Genomic DNA, 19,861 nt, shown 5'->3' with positions numbered 1-19,861 from the left:
CGGGGGCGTACCACTGAGCTTTCGTGAGAGGCGGGGCGGTGGGCAGGCCGAGGTCCGAAGGACTGGTGTCGGCTGCGGTCGACTTCGGTATGACTGCGTTCAATGTTCGCGTCAGACTGCGAGCTGTCTTTCAGTCACGACGTCTGATCGTCGCCTTCGGGCCCATTGCTGAAGTCAACCTGCAGCCCACAGAAGCGTCGAAGGCTTCTGGAGCCCCTCATAATCAAAACCTGCCCCCGCTTGTTCGAGATACCGACCTTTCGTCATGGATAAATTCTTGCTGCAACAGCAGGTGCTGGAACGGCTCGCCGAAGACCTGCTGCAAGCCGAACAGGCAGTGCGGGCAGCCCATGAAACGGCGACTCACGAAGAGAACATCGCCGAAAACAAATACGACACATTGGGACTCGAAGCCGCCTACCTGGCCACCGGCCAAGCTCGGCGCGCCGAAGCCATACGCCAGGCGATGGCCAACTGGCGCCAATTCCGCCCGCGTCCCTACGACGCCAGCATAGGAATACGGCTCGGCGCGTTGGTCTGCCTGGTCGATTCCGACGACAAGCAGCAACAGCTCTTTCTCGGCCCGGATGGGGGCAGCATGACGTTGGTCAGCGGCACTCAGCTGGTTCAGGTCATCAGCAGCGAAGCCCCTTTGGGTAGGGCAATGCTGGGCAAATGCGAGGGGGATGAGGTGTCGATACAGGTCGCGCCAATCCGACAGCAGTTTGAGGTGCTGCGGGTTCTTTAAGCCGCGACTGGACAGAAGCGGCACGCGTGACGTTGAGAGTCAGTCGAAGGCGGCGGACCTCGACCTGCGTTGACGCAAACTAGGGTCTCGACGAACGTTGCTCGAAGATGGGCTCCGATTTCCCAGTTGTAGATTTCAGCTGCGCGTTGGCGAGATCTCCAAGACTCCTGATAGCCCCTTCCAAGCGCGGGTCGCCGAGATACCCGTAGTTGATGCGCAGGTGCCGGGTGTATCGGCGGTCGGCTGAAAACAGATGGCCCGGCGCCACGCCTATGCCGAGCCGAAGAGCATCCTGGTGCAGTGCGAGCGAGTCGATACCTTCTGGCAGCGCGAGCCACAGGAAATAGCCACCCTCGGGGCGCGTGACCCGCGTTCCAGTTGGAAAGTATCGATCGATTAATCGCAAGCATGCAGCCTGCTGGCGGCTGAGCGAATGCCGCAGGGCGCGCAGGTGACGATCGAAACTCTTGTGTTGCAGGTACTCCTGCAACGCCAGTTGCGAGGGGAGTGCCGTCGCCAGCGAGCTCATCAACTTGTTGCGGCCCAAAGTGGCTGCAAAGCGACCGCCCGCTACCCAACCGATGCGATATCCGGGTGCCAGGGATTTCGAGAAAGAACTGCAGTGCAGCACCCAGCCATCCCGGTCCCAGGCCTTGGCTGGTGGCGGTCTCCGAGCCCCATGCGCGAGCTCGCCGTACACGTCGTCTTCGATCAGCGGTATGGCGCGGGTGGCGAGCATGCTGACCAGTTGCTCCTTGGCTGCGTCGCTCATGGTGCAGCCCATCGGATTCTGGAAGGTCGGCATGAACCAGCAGGCCTTCACCGGATGCTGGTCGATCACGCGAGCAAGAGAGTCGAGATCTACGCCTGTTCGCGGGTGCGTCTCAACCTCGACCGCGCGAAGACCGCGCCGCTCCAGTGCCTGCAACGCACCGTAAAAGGTTGGCGTTTCGATCGCCACGAGGTCGCCTGGCTGCGTCACCGATTCGAGCGCAAGATTGAGTGCTTCCATCGCCCCGCTGGTGATGACCAGTTCAGACGCAGGAACATCCATCCCGACGCTGCCGTAACGCAGGGAGATCTGATGGCGCAATTGGGCGTTTCCTGGAGACAAATCTTCGACGGTCTGCCAAGGATCCATCCGCTTGAGCGCTCGCGTCAGGCCGGCGGCAAGTTGCTCGAAGGGGAACAGCTCTGGCGACGGAAAGGCCGAGCCGAGCGGGACCATATCGCGCTCGCGAGCCTGCGCAAGGACCTGAAAGACAAGCGACGAGACGTCGACCGACATGGACCGCAGGACAGGCTTGCTGGCGGCGAGTTCGTTGGTCGGCATTTCCGCGCCCGCTCGAACGAAGTATCCCGACCGCTGCCGCGCTTCGACAAGCCCTTGCGCCTCCAGCAGGTAGTAAGCAGAGAACACGGTGGACGCACTGATGCCCATTTGCGACTTCAGTTCGCGCACGGAGGGCAGGCGATCGTTCGCCTTCAGGCTACCCGCGCGAATACGCTGAGCGATGTTGTCGGCAAGCTTCTCGTAGCGATTCATGGGGCATCTCTTTCTGATACGGTCATTCTGGACCGCTCCAGAGATTGTCATATCAGACGTCGACCCGCCCCGGCGCGACTACCGGCCTCCTTGCATCTGATATGAAAATTTTCAGCTGATCTGGTTCTGTACGTATCAGCCTGGAAGATGAACACTCGACAGCACGATGAGAGTGCTTCTGTGGTGCAGGCAGACTGCTCCGCCTTTCGACCCATGTCTTGCGTGCCTTTCGACGCGCCTTGCGGACGCCCATTTAGCTCACCGCAACCGTTTCGTTAGATTGATTGATTGATTGATTGATTGATTGATTGATTGATTGATTGATTGATTGATTGATTGAATTTCCGTTTCTTCATCGGTCTATTGAGCTAATCGCCGCACTCGGGCACTTCGCCGTCTTTCACCATTGATATCCCTTCAATCATGAATTCAATCCCTATCTCTTTTGTTATTTTCAAGGTTCTCGTGCTCAGCGTGGGCATGTATTTAGCCGTCAAGTGGCACTACGAACGGGGACAGAAGGACAAGAATCAAAAGACAGCTGCAGTGGTACTGACATCCATCAAGGTGGGCGGGGCGTTCGTCGCTTCTGCGTTCCTCGTGCTCTTCCTCACCTTTGAATTTTGCAATTGGATGGGTCTGGACCTGGCCATGCAGTGATTGGAAGTTTTCGGTCGATAGCCCGGATACGGTGCGACCAACGGCACGACCTTTTCAGAGACGGACATCGACACGATGGCGCGGTATTTGGCTGGCATGCCGACGTGCGAGGCGAGCTCGCCGATGGCAAAGTGCTCGCCCAGAATTCATGTCAAGTGATCGCCCGGCTGCATCGTCTCGCTGTGATTTGTCAGTGCGCCGAGAGCAGATACTTCATGCCCTGCGTAAAGCCACGCGGCGCGACGGTGAGATGGTCCTCGTCGTTCAGGACCGCTGACTTCAGCTTCAAGCTTGGGTACTTTCTGCTCTGTAGCGCCGTCTCCAGCGCCTGGTTGTCGGCAACCATGTCTACCGTCTGGTTGTAGCGCCGAACACCTGTGCGCAGCGCCTCATAGGCGCCGACATAAAGATAGACATTCGCCTTCAGGTCCCGATTCTGTTTGGCGTAGCTCGCTTCGAGCTTCAAGGCATGTCGCTTGTCGTACCAGAGAGATGGGCTGCCGAGGATATAGCCGCTGAACAAGCCGGGCTCGGTGAAAAGGATCTGCATCCCAAGCAGGGCGCCGTAGGAGTGACCGAGAAAGATTGTTCTGGCCGGGTCGGCCCGGTAGCGAGCGGCGATGAACGGCTTGACCTGGTTGCGCAGATATTCTTGATAGGCGCGCGCCTGACCGTGGACCGCATTGGCAGGCGCGGTGCTGGGGCCGTTCGGTGTCGGTGTGTAGTCGCGCTGGCGACTGACCGCGCCGTCCTCGCCCTTTGCGTAAGACAGACCGACGAGGATGAATTCCTCGATCTGAGGCCCTTCAACGTTCAGGCGGCGCCCCAACTGCCGGACGATCGGGAAAGCGTAGTCGGCGTCAGTCACATACAGCACGGGGTAGCGCTGCCGCGGCTGCTTCGCATAGGACGGCGGCAAAGCAATGAAGACTTGGTAGCCGCGGCCTGAAACCGGATCGGGCACGTCCCATACCTCGCTGTCGACAATCTCGTAAGGCCGCCCCTCGCCGGGCTGCACCTTGGGCGTCGTTTGGGCCTGGGCGCGTGCCGGATCGCCAGAGATGCCGAAGCTGGCGATGAGGGCAACCAGCAAGGCATTCAGAAAACGTTGTTGCATGTGATGAGGTCTTCGCAGATCGGGGGAAATTCTGGTGCAGACCGAGAGGATGGCTTTCGTTCGACACCTGTCCCAGGTTGAGTGTCTGCGTGTGACCGAATCGTTCCGGCGCAAAAAAACGGCCGGTTGTTGGCCCCTGGTGACCTTAGGATGTTCGCGAACTGGGCGGCGTGAGCCAAGGTCCGGTTCTGGCCGATAGCACTCATTCGCGCGAGGCCAGAAGATGTCGGCAACCGCTGCATCGCCGTCCTTCGTGTGCGCCCGCTTCAGACTGTTGCGAGACAGGCCTGCACGCCTGGCTATCTCGCGAATGCACAACCATTCATTTCATTTGCATCTTTTACTCAGAGCAAATCAGCCGGCGCATCATGCCTTGTGCATGTCGTATTGATGCACTTTGGGTCTCGGCTCGACCCACCCGGCCGCTCCGGTATCCAACTACTTCAATTGGAGACCCAAATGAAAAAATTCATTCCCAGCGCCATCGCCAGCCTCCTGATCGCAGGGGCCATCTTGCCGGTCGCCGCCAAGGAGAAAGTCGTCGACCGGAGCATCACGGAAGCGGAAGTCCTGGGGGCCCAGCAGGCCTGGTGCAAGGCGCTGATCGACATCAGCGCTGCGAATGCCAGCGGAGGGCAGCCGGCCGCCAAGGCGCTGGCCGAGAAGGTCATCGACAGTGCCTACGCCTACCAGCTGGGCGCAGTGCTGTTCAAGCCGACGCTCACGACATCGCCGCAGACCTTCCGCACCGCTCGCGACGGCGCGCTGGCGTACTTCGTGGGCGGCAACCCTGCCTTTCCCAACGACACCGGCTTCGCCCTGAAGGGCTGGACGAAATGCGAGATTGCCAACACTGCCGTGCTCATCCACGGCGACGTGGCCAGCACGCTGGGTAACGTGCTGTTCACCGACCCGGACGGCAAGGTCACCACGGTCGACAAGACCTGGACTTTCGTGAAGGACGGTGCCGGCGAGCTTCGCATCGTCGTGCATCACTCGTCGCTGCCGTACGCCGGCCGTTGAACACCGCGTTCGAGTGCCGGCAGCAGGCCCAGGCTCTGGCGCGGCGCCTTCAAGGGGCCTTCATCGGGTGATGAAGGCCCCTCGGAGGACCGTCGTTGGTGGCTCAAAGGCGCGAGTCGGTGGCAGCACGCCGTCGTAGCGTTCGACCTGCACCGTGGTGCGTTGCCCAGCGCAACCCTGCGCCAGCGATGAGGTGCCGATGTCGCGCGTCAACACATTGGGGTTGCCGTGCACGCTTGCACTTCGAGCGGCAGTGCCCAGAGTGGCTGAACGCCTGCCCGTCTTGGGTCAGTAGGCACCCATGTAGTCGCGCTTGCCGATCTCCATACCGTTGTGGCGCAAGATGGCATAGGTGGTGGTCACGTGGAAGAAAAACTGCGGCAGTCCATAGTGCAGAAGGTATGCGCTTGCGGTCAGCTTCTTTTCCTTGGGGGTGCCGGGGCGCAACACGATCTCGCGGCTCTCGCTGGAATCAAATTGCTCAGGCTTGAAGGAGCCGATATGGGCCAGAGCTTTGGCGATCAACGCTTGCAGGTCGGCGAAGCTGACCTCGGTGTCGGGCCAGGATGGCACCTCGGCACCCGCCAGGCGGGAGGCAATGCCCTTGGAGAAGTCTGCGGCGATCTGTACCTGACGTACCAGCGGAAACATGTCGGGGAACAGCCGCGCCTGCAGCAGCGCATTGGGATCGATATTTTTCTGCGTCGCCTGGTCTTCGGCCTTCTTGAGCACGTCGGACAGGGCGCGCAGCATCTGCTGCATGACGGGAACGGAGGCGTTGTACAGCGGGCTGGTCATGGTGAGTTCACTTCTAAAAAATTGGGCGCGATGGCCGGAGTTGGCGTGGCAGAGGCCCTGCCTACCATGCAAGGCTAACAGCACAGGGTGAACTGAATCGCCCCGGCTTTTGTGGCCAGCTTTTCTTCCCGTTGGTAGTCGGAGCCGCCGCGTTGAAGGGCAGGTCACTGGCAAGAAGCGGACGTCAATTGCAGATGCACGACAGACCGTGATCGCTGCATAGCAGTCGGTCGACCTCTCGGATCGAAGGACCGCATCGGGCCCTTTGCAGACTGTTGTGCTTCTTCAGAGCGGACGCTCGGTGCGGTTCGCCCCCGCCCGATGCCGACCTCAGGAGTGGCTCCTCCTTGTGACGCCCAAGTACATTCATCGAGGGCAGCAAACGACGTAAGGAAAATAGTGACCACTCGACCAAGATTCCGCCTTCCGGTGCTTGCGCGATTCGCAAGCATCGCGATGGTGGTGCTCGCAGCGACTCATGCTCATTCTGAACAATACGCGCTAGCGGGTAGATCGATTGAGCTGCCTTCGCCCCCGGGCTATTGCAAGATCGGCGAAACGGAAGGGGAGAAAAAGTTCATCGAGCTGACAGCCAAGGGCACCGGGCCATCGAGCAAAATCTTGGCGATATTTTTGAAGTGCGAAGAAGTGACGAAGTGGAGGAAAGAAGCGCCTTCTGAATCGGTGAGTGCTTCCGACTGGGTCGTGTCGGCGGTCATGCTTGACCGAGATGGTCAACTGCGACCCATGGACGGCGTAGGTCGTCCGGAGTTTGTCCGCTTACTTGGCGGAGCAATTTCTAAAGACCTAACTTTCTTCTCCCGCACGAATGCCGAAGCGCAGGCCACACTCAATAACTTGGTTAGCGGGGCGGACTTCAAGATGGTTGGCTTTCAGGTTCTGAAGGCAGACAACGAAGCTCTCTACTTCATTACGGGCAGTGAAATACGTGCCGACAACGGTGAGAACCGTCGCGTGATTGGCGTATCTGCGAACACGCTCCTCAAGGGGCTGCGCATCGTTTATGCCAACTATCGTCAAGTGCGCCAACCGCAGGACGGCAACGTGCTCTTTGGCAACTTGAGCGCCATAGTTCACGCGGCTGTGCAAGCAAACCCCTAAGAATAGGATGCTCGACCTGAGACGCCTCTTGCTGCCGTACTCGTTGGCAGTTCCGGCGTTTCCCGAATGGCGGCCCTTAGCCGGGCCCGGCCCCATGCTACCGGGGGTCAATAGGGACAACCGCCACACCCCGGTCCGCTTAGGGCGCTCAGAGCTTGGGGCACTTCCCCATCTGTTTCAACCGCTCCAGCGCTGCCCTATCCGTGTTGGCAAGGTGCGCGCACATGAGCTCTTCTCCGTACGCCCGGCGGGCCGCACTCGCTTCATCGGACTCAATTGCGGCGAGAACGCGACTGAACGCCGCAGACGTGACGAACCGATCAACCGCTGGCTTGAGTCGAGCAGGAATTTTCTTCTCAACAGCAGCGATATCCGACTTGGTATTTCCCACACGAAATATTGCCTCGACTGTTCGCCCAGCCTCGCTGCTAGTGAAGCCAATTAACTCCTGAACCTCTCCTGACGTTAGCTGCCGGTCAAGAGCTTCGCCGATCAGTTCTTCGTATGCACTTGCGTCGAAATACTTCAGGGAAGCTTCAAGGGCGTCCGCAAGACCAGGATTGCGAGTCCTATTTGCTGAAGCGGATGTCTTCATGGCAGAGACCGCGTACCCCGACGCGCCGAAGTATCTCGCAATGGCGGCTGTCTCGCTGCTTGCCATAGCGGCAACTGGAATGAGAGATCCGACAGTAATAAGTATTGAGGTGGAGAACTTTACACGGAGCATTTTTTGTGCATTAGCGATTGCAGCCAATGGGAGTCAGTGGACTCTTCGATAGTCGGGACAAAGCTCGAATATCGGTTCGCCTTGATTGTTCATGGAAGCCAAGTGGGTGTACACGCGCTTCGGTGAGGAGCGGACCAAACACCATCTAGGGTGTTGCGAGGGCGCTGCGAACGTCCGCTATGCGGCGAAGAAGCTCGGCGGCGAATGACAGGTTCTGGCCGACAGCCGCTATGCCTTACGGAACAGCAGCGTGTCAGGGGCGTTTGGTTGGGTCAGTCGGTTCAGGATAAGCCCGCCACTTTTCGGCATCGCCAAACGCCACCAGGCGCCGTTCGGTTCCGCATAGAACGTCACGTCGCCCTCATCCAGTGCTTGCCCAAGATACGGCGACGGAAATCTCGCAGGTACTTCGTAGACGCCGAGCTTGCTCATGTGGCACCTGACCAACCATACAACCCGGTAGTGCTCGCAGATGTTGGACTCTTCGGTACTCGGTAGGGGATACGGCCCAGCCAGTTTTCTCCTGTGTTCGATTGCCCAGGGTGGGGGTTCACCCGACTCAATAAATGCATACAGCCCCCGCCATGACTCTGGTTCCGGCCAGGTCTCTCGGTAGCGCTGTCGCTCTTCTTCCTTCAGGGCCAGGAAGAAAATTCTCCATTGCCCCCAGTACGCCTCACCCCATCCCATGCGCCACCCGACGCTACCCCATGGGATGTCAGGATGCTTGATCCACAGCGGTGACATTGCGACTGTCATGTTTCTGTGATTGGCGAGTTGGGTTGGAAGGTAGACCGAGGCGGTGAAGGTCGGCTCCTGGCCGGATTCTGCCGTAGCAGGCTGCGGTCGGTCCCACCAGCAAGAAATTCGAGCCGGTCCCCACCAAGTCAGATGCGCCGTGCCGTTGCACCGTCGAACTGCAAGAAACCTATCAATTGCTCCGCATCACCCAGCGACCCAAGCACCACCTCTGCAGTAGCTCCGCCATCTATAGCGTTGACCAATCGCTGAGCCTCGAAAAGCGCTAGGTGCGCCACTGAACACAGAGTGCTTGCACACTTGATCTTGTTGAAGCCGTGGGTACGAACTATTTCAACGACGACTGTCATAGTTCTCCTGGCGACTCGGACGACCGGTTCTGGCCGACTGTAGCGGCAAAAATATTCAGACCGTCGAGCCAGATGCGGCGAGAAGCGGCACCAGAAAGCAGACGCTCAGCTACCGTTGACCTCAACGGCAATGGCATTCGCGAGGGCCATCCTTAGATCCTGTCATTGTCTTTGGATACACAAGAGCCATCACACCCTCCTTGTTCTGAGCGGCACAAGAATCATGGCATCGCTGCGCAGGTGAGCCGAACCACTTCTCGCCATAGAGGGTGACAAGTACGCCAGCTAGACCAAACGTGACGACGACGAGGGCCGCAACCAAATCACGTGGCATGCCGCGCTTCGTTTTCTGGCGCTTTTGCAATCAACTACTCCAGTATCAGTGCCACCGCTCCCAACGATTGGGCCTGACTGAATTCGGCCCGACGTGGTGACAGACCGGTATTGGCCGCATGCAGGCCTTGTCAGACGGTAGCTGATGCCTCGCCAAAGAAGAAGCGCAGAAACTCCAGGAACGACGAGTAGCGAGACTCGAGGCCACCATCCTTGAGCAAAGCGTCGCCGCCTTCGAAGTCGACGTCGTAGACCTGTTCGGTCAAAACATCGTAGACCATCACGCCCCCACCCAAAAAGCTAGTCAAAACCACATATCGTTCTGGCCAGCCGAATTTGCTACGGACCAATGCTGTGGAAGCCTCGATGGATTCCTGAGGTCGTGCACCAACAACATCTAGCAGTACGAAGCCCGTGTTCTCACTTGACAATGGTCCGTCATATCGAAGGTAGAACGATCCCATCTGGGAGTCAGTGGCAATGCCGAGACGCGTCAACCCAGCCGCCGCATCAGCAACATCTGCTCTAAGAAATCCTGCATCTTCAAGCGAAGAGACGATGATCTGCATCATGCAAATTTCTGGAAGTCCACTTATGGCCGAGTTTTTACCACCGCGGTGAGCGGCCGGTTCTGGCCGACTGTAGCCGGTCCAGCTGCCGTCGCGAAGAGGACCGAAGCCGCCATAGACTCCCCTCCAAAAAGCGCCGGTCAGTCATCAATTTCGAGTACAGCGAGTTCTCCGGTGAACTCGATGGCTTCCCCTACTTTTAAGGAGTGGCTCCTTTCCATTTCCACAAGAATTGCCGGCCCACCTTCTGAGATTGGGCAATGGAAGCTGTAGGCGTCAGAGATATCAAGGACGGTGGTTGCGATCTCGCAGCGGGGCGACGAGGCCGTCGGCTGCACAAACGAGTGGTTTGCTGAAGAAACTTGCGGACGGACTTCGTTGACAAACTGAACCTTGATCTGAAAAGAGAGCTCGCTTCCTTCCACGAAGCGCTCAGCTTCCCGATTGTTCTCTTGAGGTTCAATGGCCCCTATCCAATAAACGGCCCAGCCGTCGACAACGACTTCGAGAGTGCGTTCGTATCCGTTGCGAATGACGCGACTCAGTTTTCCTGTTACCTGCATGTGTTGGTCGTAGGTCCGCTTGTGGCCGCATTCTGCCCTCTCCGGCGCCCCGTCGCTTTGGGGCGCCAGGGCAGGTCAGGCTTCCGTCTGTTCGGCTATTTCCAGGGCGTCTTCAACTTCGATCCCGAGGTAACGCACGGTGCTTTCAAGCTTGGTGTGTCCGAGCAACAACTGCACCGCGCGAAGGTTCCTGGTGCGGCGGTAGACCAAGGAAGCCTTGGTCCTGCGCATCGAATGGGTGCCGTAGTCGGCAGAGTCCAGGCCGATCTCCTCCACCCAGCCATCGACAATGCGCGCGTACTGCCGTGTTCCGAGGTGTGGCGACGCATGAACCCGGCTCGGGAAGAGGAAGTCTTCGGGATGAAGATGCGCTGAATGGATCCAACCGGACACCGCAACGCGGGTTGGCTCGGTAAGTTCGAACTGGACCGGTCGTCCGGTCTTCTGCTGGATCACTTTCGCGCGGGCCGCTGGCCTGTCGCCATTGGCAACGTCGCGCACTCGTAGCTTGACCAGGTCGCAGGCCCGAAGCTTGCTGTCGATACCGAGGTTGAAGAGCGCAAGGTCGCGGGTCCGGCATGACAGTTGGAGCCGCGTCCGGATCGCCCAGATTTCCTTGAGCTTGAATGGCCGCTTCTGCCCGACGAGTTTGTCCTTGTTCCAGGGGGAGCGCGGTGCACCGATTGTGGAAGCGTCCATTTCGATCTCCTGTGCAGTTTAGGGACCGAAACTTTGCGTCAAAGGTCTCAGCTGGGTCCTAGGTCGAAGTTCGATTTGCTCAAAAGCGGCCGCTCCCCGTCGGTTCAAGTAGCGGTCGTGACAATTTATTCGGTGTTGAGTGCGTATTGCTCGGAGATCGGGACTGGACGCCGTGAGCTACTCTGCGTCGATCCCTGCTCGGTGTGGAGGAATGGGTAGAAGTTGAAGCACTGGTCCCCAGGTAGGGCGCTCACCTCATGCTCCCATCCTACCCAGCGCATCTGATCGTAAAAGGTGTGGAGGCGTTTGGTAAACGCCCATTGCGTGAACGCAGCATGACCAACTCCCAGGCTCTCCCACTTGAGCGTGTCCGGTGCGAGGTAGTAAACAACTCCTTGGTCGTCACCGAAAGCGCCGCCATTGAGCGCGAAGAATCCGCCGACCGCATCATCTGCCACAAGACAAAACCCGTTCGACCGCCCTGCGTTCCAAGCCGCAATGTTGCGAGTCAATCTGGGGTGTCCCGAGCCAAGCATCCTTAACCATCCCCCGTCTATCAAGATGCCACCCGTCCCGTATGCCACGGCTCCGAGCACCGACCGGGTGGTCACCTGAAGCTCAACGAGGACATCGCCTCTGCTTGTGGATGGAGGCAGTATCTCAACGGGGAGTTCGGCCTCCCGAGCCCATTGTTCAATAAGCGCCATTGCTGGCTCTCGGATTTCCAGCAATTCATTCAGTGAACGCACGAACGTGTCCCTCAGTGTCCGGTTGTGGCCGCGAACTGTCATCGTGAAGTGAGAGCAATTTTTAATGCCGCTCTCCACTCCTGCGTGATAGCAGGGTCTGCTGGGCGGCCATCTGCTAGCAATGACATCGAGCCGATGAGGGCTCCAAGTTCCTCAACTCCAGAGCGATGTTGCGCATCAAGAAACGCAAGCATCGCCAGGTACGCTTGATGCTCAGAGATTTGCAGCACTGGTTCCCCCTTTTCGACGTAGGTCCGCTTTTGGCCGAGCACAGCCCTCGGCGATCACATCGGCTTCAAGGCCTCCGTGCCTCCGATGCTCGAGCTTGGCTTCCCATCGCATACAGCACGAGTGCCGCCGCCATAGGAGTCTGAAACAAGACACCGGCCAAGCCTGACAAAGCCACCCATTGTTCCGCACCTCCTTGCCATGGAAGCAAATTTGACAACAGCAGGAATACAACGACCGCTGCGCGTGCTGCGAAGAGAAGCGCGATGGCTATCAAGGCAACACGAAATCCCAAGGTTGGGATCGGCTTCCTGCGGACGTGACGGAAGAGGCACACCATAGCGACCAAGTCCAACAAGGTCGAGACAATCTGAATGAGGCCGAACGATCCGACGAACTGCAGATAGGGATAGAACAGCACCACAAAGAAGATGGCGTAGGCCACCAAATAGATTGCCCACGCCTTGCGAATCGGTCGGTCTGCTGTGTTCATGGGTAATTGTTCTAAAGATTGTCGGCGTCGGTGACCGTCTGCTTTCGAGCGAATTTTGCCGGAGTGGTGAACGGCGGGTTTTGGCCGTCAGTCGACATGCGCGTCGTGCCACAGCTTGTCGAATTCTGATGCACTGATCTCTACAAGCCCAACTTCGTCGGCAAGAGCTTCGGCATCTGAACTCGAAAACTCGGGCTGGTCCGTGAACTCGTGTTTTTCCGATTTTGAGCCACCTGGCAGAGACCACCAAAGCTGTCCCCCGATGCAATCTACGGAACGGGTCGTCATACCCGCAACCACCTCAAAGTAGTACAGCCCTGTGCCCTCGTGGCTTTCACTGAGGCATCTATAAAACTTTGCTCGGTCGGTCATCCTAATTTCGGAGGTCTGATGTTGCTTGAATTCTGCCTCCGGTCGCGAGTGACCGGTTGTGGCCGCGTCCTGCCAATCGATTCATTGTTCGGTTTGTGTCGCTTCGGCCTGGCGGTTCCAAGGGGAGTCACGATGCTCACGCCAAGCCATCCAACCCGGCTGCACGTCGGCGAGTTCAAGCAGGGTCGAGTCTCGTTCGACCATGCTCCTCAGCGAGACGAGCATCGCCTCTTCCTCCTCGAAAGCATCCCCGGTTAGAAACTGCCATGCTCCGTCGTCCGCATCGCGGGCAGCCATAAGTACAGGCTTGCCGCCATCCACTATGGACCGCACGGTGATGCATGCCACGTTGGGTGGGCTGTCGAACGGCCATTCAGAGTTTTCGAAGGTCATTTTTGGTCTTTGGGCTGAACGTCGGGTTCTGGCCGAGGGCGGCCGACTATGCTGCGAGGCCATGCTCTCGAAGAGCTGAGAGCCAAGCCTCGCCATAGAGCGCAACGCATTGATCTCCCAAGAGTACGTCGTCAAAGAACGTCATCATCGACGCCGCCACGACGCGGCTGTCACCACCGTCGGTGTCCTCCTGTAGTGCCGCCCCGCTCTTGTCGTACAGGAACACAAAGCCACAGGGGTCGCTTGCAAATTGAACGGTGCGGTCGTCTGAGCCAGCTCGAACCGCGTCGAGGGACGCAATTCGAACTTCGTCAAGGCTTGACCCACCCCATCGGCAGAGAAGCTCAACATGGGCTGCGCTCAGAGGCCAAGGTCTTCGCGCGCTATACGCGAGGACGTCAGCCTCGGAGGGAGGCTCGACGAACCTGCAAAGCGCCGGTTTCAGGAACCCTGAATCGAGGGCATTCTGAAGCTTTTGGAACCTCATCTGTGGTGTACCTCAACGTCTGGAGTTGGCCGACTGTAGCCCCCACAATGGCTCTGGGGCATCGAAACCTGCCGAATCCTGAGCCCTATGGAGAGAAGCACCCGAGCGAGTGTTACAGACCTGATTGCAGACGCGATGCACCTGCGACAGAGCTGGAGTTCGCTCCCACCCTTGGAAAACGCGGCGTCCAGGTCTTTCCCGCGTCAAGCGATGAAAAGACTCGCTTTCCGTCTTCCGCGAGGATTTCCTGGTCGTCGGCGTACACGATTCGCGCTGCGAAGTCGGCGCTTCGGAAAGGCTGCCCCAAGGGAGTCCAAGTCTTGCCGCCATCAGTGGTCTGCGTGACCTGGTTGCTAACAGTACTGAAACCCGGCGTCGGCTGGATGCCCAATGCCCGGGATTGATCTCGCCAATAGGTTCCAATCGGCACAGTGCGCTCGGTGCTCACCCAGGTTTTCCCGCCATCCTTGGAGCTTGTGAAGTAGGTCGTCATGCCATTCATGCGGGTGACCGCGATCTCGCCATCCTGGAGTACTTGCCAGTTGCTGACCCAGAATTTCTCGCGATTTGTCGTTACCCGAAGAGACTGCTTGTCGACGCGTGTGACGAGGGACTCTCGTCGAAAGCCCGGAACGTTTCTGGCCATGAGTAGGGCGTCTGGATGGTCCAGCATAAGAACGGGCAGCTTTGCCTCATCCGTGTCCTGGATTCCCGCGCTGAGCTCTTTGGGCACTGCCTCATCGTTGCCTAGCTGGTCCTGAACCAGAACTCGGGCGCCCTTGAGTCGATCAGTGACGACGAACAGCGCCCTGCCCTCAGAGAGATCTTGAATCGATGCGACTTGCCCATATTCATTCGACAACCGGTGAGCTTCCCACGAAGCGCCGGGGCGTTTGATGGCATACCGGCCGAACTCAGAGCCAGCCACGCACGTTGCATCTTTCCAGCACGACGCAAAGCTCACACGTGCCAGTGTGTCGAGTGGCTCCGATGTCCAACGCCCTGGGGCGACGCGCTCGACGATCTCGCCCAGATGCGATCCAGCCACCATGCGAGCCCCGCTTCGCGATCCTATTGGTGACAGCATCGACACCAACTCTCTCGCACGAGAGATGGCTTGCGCTTCATCGGTGGGCATCTGAAGCCATCCACCGCCCGGTCGCAGTACGGGTGCATTGCGCGAGTCGTCCGTCAGCGCTCGCATGCTTTCAGCCGTACCTCGTGCGCCGCCAAGCAGGATGATCTGCGCCGGCTCTTTGTCTCCCGTACTGGGCGAGAACACCACGGTCCCCAGATTGGCAAGGCGTCCCGCTTCCACTTTGAAGCGCGGCACCTGCTTTTCCAGCGATGCATGGTCGCTGGCAATCAGGGCAAGCAACAAGCCCGGCCCGGGGCCGATACTGCCAGCACTCGAAAATTCATACTCGCCCGGAGGCAAGCGGCCGAAGTGCAGTGATTCAGTAGGGACCGCACTGCCTCCAAATACCCCAACGGCCATCGGTGTCAGATCGGGCACTTCATGGCGAACGCCTTGCGCCGAGATCAAAGTGATCTGCTGCCACTTCGGATTCAACAGGCTGATTGGTCTGGTGGACACGACCTTGAGCAGCACATACCCATCTGTTCCCTCCGCGGGAAGCTGAACGTCAAGACGGCCATCCGGCGCACGCGTGGCAATCGATGTGGCGCAACCAGTCAACAGCACCAAGCCGGCAATGGCAAGCCATCGCCCGATGAAATGAGCTCTCATTCGTCCCTCCCAGAGTTGTCCCTCTAAAGTAACCGAATGCTAGCTTAGGTATGAACTGAGCGACAAGTCCGCCACGACCTGAAGACCGCTCTGATCGTGATAGGTGCTCTAAGGCCCACGACCCGGCATCTGATCTCACTAGGTGCCCGAATTCTGGCGCGATAACGAAGGTCTGCTACTGGCCGTCAGGCGTCTCCGGCCAGTTTCACATCCCTCTCGGCCTTACCGAGCAACCAAATTTCACTGCCAATCGGGACACTCTCCTTGGTGACTGCAGGCAGCGTGCAAAAGAAGCTGAGCACTTTCGCCGGTGGGGTCTGGAATGGGATTTGGAAGAAAGCCCCGCACTCAAGGCTCTCGCCGTCCGGTCGGACCACGCGAATCTGCTGGTTGGCATCGAATCGATAGGCGGAGGCGGGGAAGCCGGGGGGCAATGATTAGTCCGCGCCCGGATACCAGAAACGTATCCTCGACACGGCAGAGCAAGAATTCGGGCATGTGTATTCAGGTTTGAAGTGGCCGTCCGGTTTGGAGCAGATTGGGCACCAAAGCCGACTGACTGCTGCTGGCCGTCACGAGCCGGTCTGCGCATCGCTCCGCTCATAAAAGGCCTTCAGTTCTGCGCAGCCCTCGTCAAAGCGGTCATGGTAAGTCGCGCAGAAGCCTTCTTCATCGCTCGACAGAGCCAGCCATGAAGCCAGACTTGAGAGTCGCGCATCCGTTGCAAATGTCGCGAGGTCTGCGAGAGCAGTGGAGTTCCTGTCTTCCAGCGGGCCAAACGAGCCTGAATTTCGCACCGCATAGTCAATCAGCCACATCCAGTAGACGGCGCGCTCCGGTTCGGACAGCGCGCTTGCGCCTCCATCGGCCTGCTTCTGAATGACGAGGTCACCAACCTCGAGGAGCCAAGTTTCGAGTTCAAAGTTCATCTTGCTGGTCAGTTCAGACGACCGCTTCGGGGCGAATTGAGGCTCTCCGGCGAACGACTGGTTGTGGCCGGCTGCAGGCATGTTATTGAAACTCAATGGCAAGCCGAAATGGATGGTTCTGGTTCGGGGAGGGCTGGTCTTGGTGAGCTCGAAAGTGCACGGAAAACTGCGTGTATCCATAGGCGCCTGAGCCGCCCCTGGGATCAAACGCCAGCCGAATGATGTAGTCGCAGCCGGCCCTCTGAGCTTCGAGGCCGACATCAATTTCGCTCAGCGACCAATCACCTGGGTCTTTCATGAAGGAGTCGGCAACGGCAACCGCCTTGGCCTGAATTTCGCCCAAGGCGGCAACGACAGCTTCGGCCTGCGCGACTCCGTTTGCGTCGGGGGAATCGTCTGCTCCACGGATAAGAAGGCCGACGCCGTCTTCGCTTTCGCCAAACCACTCAGCCGAATGATGCGACTTCTTCAGTGCCGTGTAGTCAAACATTTGTCTTCCCTTCAATCAGCGGTTGATGACCGACGACCGGTTCTGGCCGATAGTACCCATTCGCGCAAGGCCGAGGGATGTCGGCAATGGCTGCAAAGCGGATGCTCGCATCGTCTGCCGACGATCAGCATGGAGTGCATGGCTGCCACCGAGGCCTGCACCGCAAGCACCTCGACCGAACCGAATTCCCTCCATCACAAGGGCTTCAGCCGTCGCACCCCAAAGAACCTGTTCACCAGGGCGGGCCGCGAAACACGCAGCCCGCAGACCAGCCGCTAACCGCCGGTCTCAAGCGCTGCGCGTCGCGCCTTCTCGCTCAGCTGAAACAGCTCTCCAGCCTTGCGAGCGAGATCAGCCGCAAGCCAAAGCAGGTTGTCCAGTTGTCGAGGCCCGTCACCACTGGACCAGTCGATGTCTTCCCCATGGCAGACCCACAGGAGCGCTTCGAGTTGCGAGAGGGTGTTTTCGAGAAGATCCGCCGGGTCTTGGGCGTTGTCTTCGGAAGCTACCGGCGTAGTTGGCCGGGCTATAGTCTTGGTAGCCATTTTTGTGCGGTCCTTTAGAGGGTAGTGCACGAACTTGGTTAGACGGCTGGGGTGCTAGTAACACCTCGGCCGTCGCCTTTTGATACCTCGCATCTGCATCGCTGCTTTCGCACCGACGACCTGCCGCGAGGCAAGCAGCCTTCAAACATCTCAGTAGGGGGTGGGGTGTGGCGCCTTTCTTCTTCCCTGGGTGGGGTGTCGAGTGACAGGGGCATTCACTCTAGAGAAGAACCCGGCGAAGTGGCCGGTTCATGCGGCACGAAGTCTCGGCGAGCGCCAACAAATGCAGCTTCTGCGACGCGCTGAGCACGGACCTCGTGGGCCCGTGCCGCGCCAGTCCGAAGCGGCTCTGAACGCTCCCGTCGGCGGGAGCGCGGCAGAGCTTCAGTTCATCCAGCTGCGGGCGCGGTCCAGATGCTCACGGCACTCGCGCACCATGCGTTCCAGCAATTCAGCGCAGGTCGGGATGTCGTCGATCAGCCCGATGCACTGGCCGGCCGAGACCACGCCGTTGTGCACCTCGCCCGACTCCAGCGCCGCGCGGCCGCGTGCACCGGCCACCAGCGGGCGGATGTCTTCGAACTCGCAGCCGCCCGGACGGCGTTCGGTGGCCACCACTTCTTCGGAGATCGCATTGCGGAACACGCGCGCCGTGTTGTGCAGCGTGCGGAACATCAGCTTGGTGTCGCGCTCGGTCGCGGCCACCAGTGCCTGCTTGATGTTGTCGTGGATCGGTGCCTCCTGGGTCACGCAGAAGCGCGTGCCCATGTTGATGCCTTCGGCGCCCAGCGCCAGCGCGGCGGCCATGCCGCGGCCGTCGGCGATGCCGCCCGACGCGATGATCGGAATGCGCAGTTTGCGCGCCGCCACCGGCAGCAGCACGAGGCCGGGCACGTCGTCTTCGCCCGGGTGGCCCGCGCATTCAAAACCGTCCACCGACACCGCGTCGACACCGTTGCGCTCGGCCGAGAGCGCGTGGCGCACCGAGGTGCACTTGTGGACGATCTTCACGTCGTGGCGCTTCAGGGCCTCGATGAAGTCCTTCGGGCTGTTGCCCGCGGTCTCCACGATCTTCACGCCGCTGTCGATGATGGCCTGCACGTACTCGGCGTACGGCGGCGGCTTCACCGCCGGCAGGATCGTGAGGTTCACGCCGAAGGGCTTGTCGGTCATCGTGCGCGTGCGCGCGATCTCGTGGCGCAGGTCGTCGGGCGTGGGCTGCGTGAGCGCCGTGAGAATGCCCAGGCCGCCAGCGTTCGACACGGCCGCGGCCAGCTCGGCGCGGCCCACCCATTGCATGCCGCCCTGGATGATGGGGTAGCGGATGCCGAGCAGTTCGGTGATGCGGGTCTTCATCGTCGCAGCCGCTTACAGCGTGGTCACGAGTTCCGGCACAGCCGTGAACAGGTCGGCCACGAGGCCGTAGTCGGCCACCGAGAAGATCGGCGCCTCTTCGTCCTTGTTGATCGCGACGATGACCTTCGAGTCCTTCATGCCGGCCAAGTGCTGGATGGCGCCCGAGATGCCCGCAGCGATGTACAGCTGCGGCGCAACGATCTTGCCCGTCTGGCCCACTTGCCAGTCGTTCGGGGCGTAGCCTGCGTCGACGGCGGCGCGGCTAGCACCGAGGCCCGCGTTGAGCTTGTCGGCCAGCGGCGTCATCACTTCGGTGAACTTCTCGGCGCTGCCGAGAGCCCGGCCACCGGAGACGATGATCTTGGCTGCCGTGAGTTCGGGGCGGTCGCTCTTCGTGACTTCACGGCCCACGAAGGCGCTCTTGCCGCTGTCGGCCACGCCTTCAGCGGTTTCAACGGTGGCGCTGCCACCGGTGGCGGCGGCTGCGTCGAAGCCGGTCGTACGAACCGTGATCACCTTGGTGGCGTCGGTGCTCTGCACGGTGGCGATGGCGTTGCCGGCGTAGATCGGACGCTCGAAGGTGTCGGGGCTGTCGACCTTGGTGATGTCGGAGATCTGCGCCACGTCCAGCTTGGCGGCCACGCGCGGTGCGACGTTCTTGCCGTTGGCGGTCGAGGGGAACAGGATGTGGCTGTAGTTGCCGGCGATGGCCAGCACTTGTGCGGCGACGTTCTCGGCGAGGTTTTCAGCCAGCGATGCGCTGTCGGCAGCGATCACCTTGGACACGCCGGCGATCTGCGCGGCGGCCTTGGCGGCTTCGGCGGCGTTGGCACCGGCCACGAGGATGTGGACGTCGCCACCGCAAGCCAGCGCGGCGGTCACGGTGTTGAGGGTGGCCGGCTTGATGCTGGCGTGGTCGTGTTCGGCAATGACGAGTGCGGTCATGTTCGTTTCTTCCTCAGATCACTTTGGCTTCGTTCTTGAGCTTGTCCACCAGGGTGGCGACGTCGGGCACCTTGATGCCGGCGCCACGCTTCGGGGGCTCGCTGACCTTC

General features: G+C 59.7%; 22 protein-coding genes and 1 pseudogene. 4 read left to right on the top strand and 19 right to left on the bottom strand.

From position 1 onward, the window contains the following. Positions 1–265 precede the first annotated feature (265 nt). Complete coding sequence (locus VBO01S_RS04390; protein WP_062471040.1) at positions 266–748, top strand: GreA/GreB family elongation factor; 483 nt, start codon at positions 266–268, stop codon at positions 746–748. Between the two features lie 79 nt (positions 749–827). Here the strand turns inward: VBO01S_RS04390 and VBO01S_RS04385 are convergent, their stop codons facing one another. Then, complete coding sequence (locus tag VBO01S_RS04385; protein WP_062471037.1) at positions 828–2,294, bottom strand: aminotransferase-like domain-containing protein; 1,467 nt, start codon at positions 2,292–2,294, stop codon at positions 828–830. A 423-nt stretch (positions 2,295–2,717) separates the two neighbouring features. On the opposite strand from VBO01S_RS04385, the gene VBO01S_RS04380 reads away from it, so the two are divergent. Continuing rightward, positions 2,718–2,954 carry a hypothetical protein gene (locus VBO01S_RS04380; protein WP_062471033.1) on the top strand — a complete coding sequence of 79 codons (237 nt, stop codon included), beginning with the start codon at positions 2,718–2,720 and terminating at the stop codon, positions 2,952–2,954. Positions 2,955–3,144: 190 nt separating this feature from the next. On the opposite strand, the gene VBO01S_RS04375 is transcribed toward VBO01S_RS04380, so the two are convergent. After that, positions 3,145–4,071 carry an alpha/beta hydrolase gene (locus tag VBO01S_RS04375; protein WP_062471030.1) on the bottom strand — a complete coding sequence of 309 codons (927 nt, stop codon included), beginning with the start codon at positions 4,069–4,071 and terminating at the stop codon, positions 3,145–3,147. A 459-nt stretch (positions 4,072–4,530) separates the two neighbouring features. Here VBO01S_RS04375 and VBO01S_RS04370 point away from each other — a divergent pair, with 459 nt between their 5' ends. Next, positions 4,531–5,094, top strand: a complete 564-nt coding sequence (locus VBO01S_RS04370) for a metal-independent carbonic anhydrase family protein (RefSeq protein ID WP_062471027.1) — start codon at positions 4,531–4,533, stop codon at positions 5,092–5,094. Between the two features lie 288 nt (positions 5,095–5,382). Here VBO01S_RS04370 and VBO01S_RS04365 read toward each other — a convergent pair whose 3' ends face one another. Further along, a complete protein-coding gene (locus VBO01S_RS04365) occupies positions 5,383–5,892 on the bottom strand; it encodes a DUF1993 domain-containing protein (RefSeq protein ID WP_062471023.1) in 510 nt (169 codons plus the stop codon). Positions 5,893–6,321: 429 nt separating this feature from the next. Here VBO01S_RS04365 and VBO01S_RS32260 point away from each other — a divergent pair, with 429 nt between their 5' ends. Beyond that, positions 6,322–7,014 (top strand): hypothetical protein, encoded by a 693-nt coding sequence (locus tag VBO01S_RS32260; RefSeq protein ID WP_218005380.1) that lies wholly within the window; start codon positions 6,322–6,324, stop codon positions 7,012–7,014. Positions 7,015–7,162: 148 nt separating this feature from the next. On the opposite strand, the gene VBO01S_RS32255 is transcribed toward VBO01S_RS32260, so the two are convergent. The 16 genes and pseudogenes from VBO01S_RS32255 to VBO01S_RS32225 all read right to left on the bottom strand — a co-directional run. Continuing rightward, entirely contained in the window at positions 7,163–7,741 is a 579-nt protein-coding gene (locus VBO01S_RS32255) for a hypothetical protein (RefSeq protein ID WP_218005379.1), read from the bottom strand. 228 nt (positions 7,742–7,969) lie between these two features. Then, positions 7,970–8,173 (bottom strand): hypothetical protein, encoded by a 204-nt coding sequence (locus tag VBO01S_RS32250; RefSeq protein ID WP_157627285.1) that lies wholly within the window; start codon positions 8,171–8,173, stop codon positions 7,970–7,972. 1,141 nt (positions 8,174–9,314) lie between these two features. Next, entirely contained in the window at positions 9,315–9,755 is a 441-nt protein-coding gene (locus tag VBO01S_RS32245; protein WP_157627284.1) for a hypothetical protein, read from the bottom strand. 137 nt (positions 9,756–9,892) lie between these two features. Further along, entirely contained in the window at positions 9,893–10,315 is a 423-nt protein-coding gene (locus VBO01S_RS32240) for a hypothetical protein (RefSeq protein WP_157627283.1), read from the bottom strand. A gap of 75 nt (positions 10,316–10,390) precedes the next feature. After that, positions 10,391–11,014 carry a tyrosine-type recombinase/integrase gene (locus VBO01S_RS04355; RefSeq protein WP_062471017.1) on the bottom strand — a complete coding sequence of 208 codons (624 nt, stop codon included), beginning with the start codon at positions 11,012–11,014 and terminating at the stop codon, positions 10,391–10,393. Between the two features lie 125 nt (positions 11,015–11,139). Then, positions 11,140–11,805, bottom strand: a complete 666-nt coding sequence (locus VBO01S_RS04350; RefSeq protein ID WP_255221045.1) for a DUF2625 domain-containing protein — start codon at positions 11,803–11,805, stop codon at positions 11,140–11,142. 253 nt (positions 11,806–12,058) lie between these two features. After that, the gene (locus tag VBO01S_RS04345) at positions 12,059–12,484 is read right to left on the bottom strand and encodes a hypothetical protein (RefSeq protein WP_062471014.1); all 426 of its coding nucleotides are present in this window, start codon (positions 12,482–12,484) and stop codon (positions 12,059–12,061) included. An 87-nt stretch (positions 12,485–12,571) separates the two neighbouring features. Continuing rightward, the gene (locus tag VBO01S_RS32235) at positions 12,572–12,772 is read right to left on the bottom strand and encodes a hypothetical protein (protein ID WP_157627282.1); all 201 of its coding nucleotides are present in this window, start codon (positions 12,770–12,772) and stop codon (positions 12,572–12,574) included. A gap of 165 nt (positions 12,773–12,937) precedes the next feature. Further along, positions 12,938–13,249, bottom strand: coding sequence for a hypothetical protein (locus VBO01S_RS04340; RefSeq protein WP_157627281.1), 312 nt, complete (start codon positions 13,247–13,249; stop codon positions 12,938–12,940). Between the two features lie 599 nt (positions 13,250–13,848). Continuing rightward, positions 13,849–15,486 (bottom strand): sialidase family protein, encoded by a 1,638-nt coding sequence (locus tag VBO01S_RS32230; RefSeq protein ID WP_157627280.1) that lies wholly within the window; start codon positions 15,484–15,486, stop codon positions 13,849–13,851. Positions 15,487–16,058: 572 nt separating this feature from the next. Continuing rightward, complete coding sequence (locus VBO01S_RS04320) at positions 16,059–16,496, bottom strand: hypothetical protein (RefSeq protein ID WP_062470999.1); 438 nt, start codon at positions 16,494–16,496, stop codon at positions 16,059–16,061. A gap of 1 nt (position 16,497) precedes the next feature. After that, positions 16,498–16,905, bottom strand: a complete 408-nt coding sequence (locus tag VBO01S_RS04315) for a hypothetical protein (protein WP_062470996.1) — start codon at positions 16,903–16,905, stop codon at positions 16,498–16,500. Positions 16,906–17,180: 275 nt separating this feature from the next. Continuing rightward, entirely contained in the window at positions 17,181–17,450 is a 270-nt protein-coding gene (locus tag VBO01S_RS31640) for a hypothetical protein (RefSeq protein ID WP_082817980.1), read from the bottom strand. A gap of 384 nt (positions 17,451–17,834) precedes the next feature. Next, complete coding sequence (locus tag VBO01S_RS04310; protein ID WP_062470992.1) at positions 17,835–18,806, bottom strand: NAD(P)H-dependent flavin oxidoreductase; 972 nt, start codon at positions 18,804–18,806, stop codon at positions 17,835–17,837. 12 nt (positions 18,807–18,818) lie between these two features. Next, entirely contained in the window at positions 18,819–19,751 is a 933-nt protein-coding gene (locus VBO01S_RS04305; protein WP_062470989.1) for an electron transfer flavoprotein subunit alpha/FixB family protein, read from the bottom strand. 13 nt (positions 19,752–19,764) lie between these two features. Continuing rightward, positions 19,765–19,861 (bottom strand): annotated as a pseudogene (locus VBO01S_RS32225) (electron transfer flavoprotein subunit beta/FixA family protein); the annotation flags it as partial.

The organism is Variovorax boronicumulans NBRC 103145, assembly GCF_001591345.1.
Classification (GTDB): domain Bacteria; phylum Pseudomonadota; class Gammaproteobacteria; order Burkholderiales; family Burkholderiaceae_C; genus Variovorax; species Variovorax boronicumulans.
The sequence above is the reverse complement of the archived record's forward strand: the minus strand, read 5'-3'. Positions and strand labels throughout refer to the sequence as shown.

Excerpts from the sequence above, each read along its gene's own strand:
- VBO01S_RS32255 (WP_218005379.1), bottom strand. The coding sequence starts at position 7,741 with ATGCTCCGTGTAAAGTTCTCCACCTCAATACTTATTACTGTCGGATCT.
- VBO01S_RS32245 (WP_157627284.1), bottom strand. The coding sequence starts at position 9,755 with ATGATGCAGATCATCGTCTCTTCGCTTGAAGATGCAGGATTTCTTAGA.
- VBO01S_RS04385 (WP_062471037.1), bottom strand. The coding sequence starts at position 2,294 with ATGAATCGCTACGAGAAGCTTGCCGACAACATCGCTCAGCGTATTCGC.
- VBO01S_RS04365 (WP_062471023.1), bottom strand. The coding sequence starts at position 5,892 with ATGACCAGCCCGCTGTACAACGCCTCCGTTCCCGTCATGCAGCAGATG.
- VBO01S_RS04370 (WP_062471027.1), top strand. The coding sequence starts at position 4,531 with ATGAAAAAATTCATTCCCAGCGCCATCGCCAGCCTCCTGATCGCAGGG.
- VBO01S_RS32235 (WP_157627282.1), bottom strand. The coding sequence starts at position 12,772 with ATGACGACCCGTTCCGTAGATTGCATCGGGGGACAGCTTTGGTGGTCT.
- VBO01S_RS32240 (WP_157627283.1), bottom strand. The coding sequence starts at position 10,315 with ATGCAGGTAACAGGAAAACTGAGTCGCGTCATTCGCAACGGATACGAA.
- VBO01S_RS04375 (WP_062471030.1), bottom strand. The coding sequence starts at position 4,071 with ATGCAACAACGTTTTCTGAATGCCTTGCTGGTTGCCCTCATCGCCAGC.
- VBO01S_RS04310 (WP_062470992.1), bottom strand. The coding sequence starts at position 18,806 with ATGAAGACCCGCATCACCGAACTGCTCGGCATCCGCTACCCCATCATC.
- VBO01S_RS32230 (WP_157627280.1), bottom strand. The coding sequence starts at position 15,486 with ATGAGAGCTCATTTCATCGGGCGATGGCTTGCCATTGCCGGCTTGGTG.
- VBO01S_RS04355 (WP_062471017.1), bottom strand. The coding sequence starts at position 11,014 with ATGGACGCTTCCACAATCGGTGCACCGCGCTCCCCCTGGAACAAGGAC.
- VBO01S_RS04380 (WP_062471033.1), top strand. The coding sequence starts at position 2,718 with ATGAATTCAATCCCTATCTCTTTTGTTATTTTCAAGGTTCTCGTGCTC.
- VBO01S_RS32250 (WP_157627285.1), bottom strand. The coding sequence starts at position 8,173 with ATGAGCAAGCTCGGCGTCTACGAAGTACCTGCGAGATTTCCGTCGCCG.
- VBO01S_RS04305 (WP_062470989.1), bottom strand. The coding sequence starts at position 19,751 with ATGACCGCACTCGTCATTGCCGAACACGACCACGCCAGCATCAAGCCG.
- VBO01S_RS04315 (WP_062470996.1), bottom strand. The coding sequence starts at position 16,905 with ATGTTTGACTACACGGCACTGAAGAAGTCGCATCATTCGGCTGAGTGG.
- VBO01S_RS04390 (WP_062471040.1), top strand. The coding sequence starts at position 266 with ATGGATAAATTCTTGCTGCAACAGCAGGTGCTGGAACGGCTCGCCGAA.
- VBO01S_RS31640 (WP_082817980.1), bottom strand. The coding sequence starts at position 17,450 with ATGGCTACCAAGACTATAGCCCGGCCAACTACGCCGGTAGCTTCCGAA.
- VBO01S_RS04345 (WP_062471014.1), bottom strand. The coding sequence starts at position 12,484 with ATGAACACAGCAGACCGACCGATTCGCAAGGCGTGGGCAATCTATTTG.
- VBO01S_RS04320 (WP_062470999.1), bottom strand. The coding sequence starts at position 16,496 with ATGCCTGCAGCCGGCCACAACCAGTCGTTCGCCGGAGAGCCTCAATTC.
- VBO01S_RS04340 (WP_157627281.1), bottom strand. The coding sequence starts at position 13,249 with ATGACCTTCGAAAACTCTGAATGGCCGTTCGACAGCCCACCCAACGTG.
- VBO01S_RS04350 (WP_255221045.1), bottom strand. The coding sequence starts at position 11,805 with ATGACAGTTCGCGGCCACAACCGGACACTGAGGGACACGTTCGTGCGT.